This is a genomic window from uncultured Eudoraea sp. (assembly GCF_947258525.1).
Taxonomy (GTDB): Bacteria; Bacteroidota; Bacteroidia; order Flavobacteriales; family Flavobacteriaceae; genus Eudoraea.
This window is the reverse complement of record NZ_CAMYIP010000248.1, coordinates 1-2,116: the sequence shown is the minus strand read 5'-3', so window position 1 is coordinate 2,116 and position 2,116 is coordinate 1. Positions and strand designations below refer to the sequence as shown.

Sequence of the window (2,116 nt, the reverse complement as noted above, 5' to 3'; positions counted from 1 at the left end):
GCAAACAAGCGCAAACAATACTACCGTGATCTTCGAAACCATGCTTACAATTATATCTATTACTTCCGACTATCCAAACCAAACCGGTACGTAAAAAAGCGTGGCCGCCTAACCACGCTTTAAGTGTTAATAACATTAAACCTTTTTACGCGGGCACCAAATTCGCACTTTCCCGGCATTCATCGAGCCGCTCGGCAACATCGCGATAGTCTGCTTCTTCACCGTGGATTTCTTCGAAAATCGTGAGAGCCTTTTGATAATTGCAATCCTGTGCATAAGCACTTGCAAGTTCATAGTTCAATGCCTGCTTTTCTTCGTCGTTCAAACCGTTGACTTCAAAGGCTTTATCAAACCAGACTATGGCGTCGTGCGGCAGGTTCTTCTCAACTAAGCAATGTCCGATTAGCGTGCAGCACTGGAGGAAACGCCCCGAACCGTCGTTTGCATCAACGCATTCGATTGCCGATTGAAACTCTCGAATGGAATCTTCGAGAAGCCCCATTTCTTTGTATGCAACTGCGTGGTGATAGTGGTTTTCGAATTCCTCATCGGTCTCCGCCGCAACCGCAGCAGCCTCAGTGGCCACAGGCTCGGATTCCGTTTGGTCAGCTTCAATAGTCTCCTGTTTGGGCGTTGAAGAGACGTCGGTACCAGATTCAACTTCTTCTACCGCTCCATCCTTTGAAGGCGGCTCATCGCTGAGTTCGTAAGTCTCGGGTTCTGCTAGAGCTTCCCGATCAAACTCCCCTCCAGATTCCTCTTCGCTTTCGGTTTGACCATCGCTTTTTTCTTCAATCTGTTCTTCGAACGGATTGTTCGCGCCGATCTCTTCATCATTTTCGTCTGTGAGCGAAGCTTCCTCTGATTCTTCCGAAATGCTTAAAGAAGAACCTTCGGCGGCTTCCGTCAATTCTTTTTCAACTTCCTCAAGAGATTCATCGGGGCTGGCTTCTATTACATATGTTTCTTCCGATCTGCCTTCCTGGCCTGAGTCCACGTCGGTTGCCGGAGCCAGACTCCCGATGATCTCGCGAATTTCGTTGAATTCGGCAAGAGCCCCGTGTTCTTCGTCAAGTTCTTTGATTGTCTGCTGTGCGATTTCCAAATACCCCTGGTCGACGTAGAACCTTAGGTTTTCAATTTGTTCTTCAATGTTGAAAACTTTCTCTGTTGGGTTTATCTCGTCAACCTCGACCGGCTGAAGATCCGCTTCGGTCAAGGTAATTTCGGCCGTTTCCTCAGAAAAACTCTCTAATGTGTACTCAACAGCCGAATCTTCCGCCGCATCCCCGCCTTCCGCGTCGTTTAACAACCCGTTAAATGATTCAAAGGTCGGAACGCCTTCCCGCAAGGGAGCAACAGAGTCCGATTCTTCATCATCATCGACAGTTTCGACTCCATTCAGTTTCTTGAGACGTGTAATGTATTTGTCATCCTGAGGAGAAAGCAACAAGAGCTGCGTAATTGCAAAGCGTTCATCTTCCATCGATTGCGCAAAATTCGCCGCGTCCAGCAAATGTTCCAGCACTTTCCGGAGCTCGCCTTCATTCTTGTGCCACGTGTAATACCTGACAAGCAGACGAAGTGCTTGAATGTCTTCCGGATTTCTTGCGACTATCTCATTGAGGTAATCGAGCAACCGTTCCGGTTTTTGGCTGACAAGCAATTGCTCGGAAATCATCGAGAGAAGTCTAACCGCGGAACCAAGATCATCATGTTTCAAATAATACTCAACCAAATCGAGTAATTTTGCGTATGCTTTTGGATCGTTGGCGACGAGTTCGACAATCACGATTTCGGCTTTGTCTGGCGTATCCATATCCAGATAACAGTCGACTAACGAATGAACAACATCGATATTGTTTGGATCGTGCGTGTAAAGCTCATCAAGAACTCTTACCCCTTCCTCGGGATAACCTAGCTTTATTTGAGAACTGACGTAACCGCGAATTGCGACAAGATCTTCCGGAACGACTTCAAGCACGCGTTCAAAAACCGTTACGGCTTCCTCGTGGTTTCCATTCTCGGCAAGTCTAACTGCGCCCTCGATAAAAGCCCGCGAAGCCTCTTCTTTCTGATTGTTCTGCCAGTAGAATTCGGCTATCTTGAGGTAGAA

The 2,116-nt window shown here is 47.4% G+C and carries 1 protein-coding gene; it reads right to left on the bottom strand.

Translation table 11 applies throughout. The features are described 5' to 3' along the window. Nucleotides 1–145 precede the first annotated feature (145 nt). Nucleotides 146–2,116, bottom strand: a 1,971-nt coding sequence (locus Q0X89_RS17980; RefSeq protein ID WP_297696772.1) for a hypothetical protein, incomplete at its 5' end; no start/stop codon positions are given.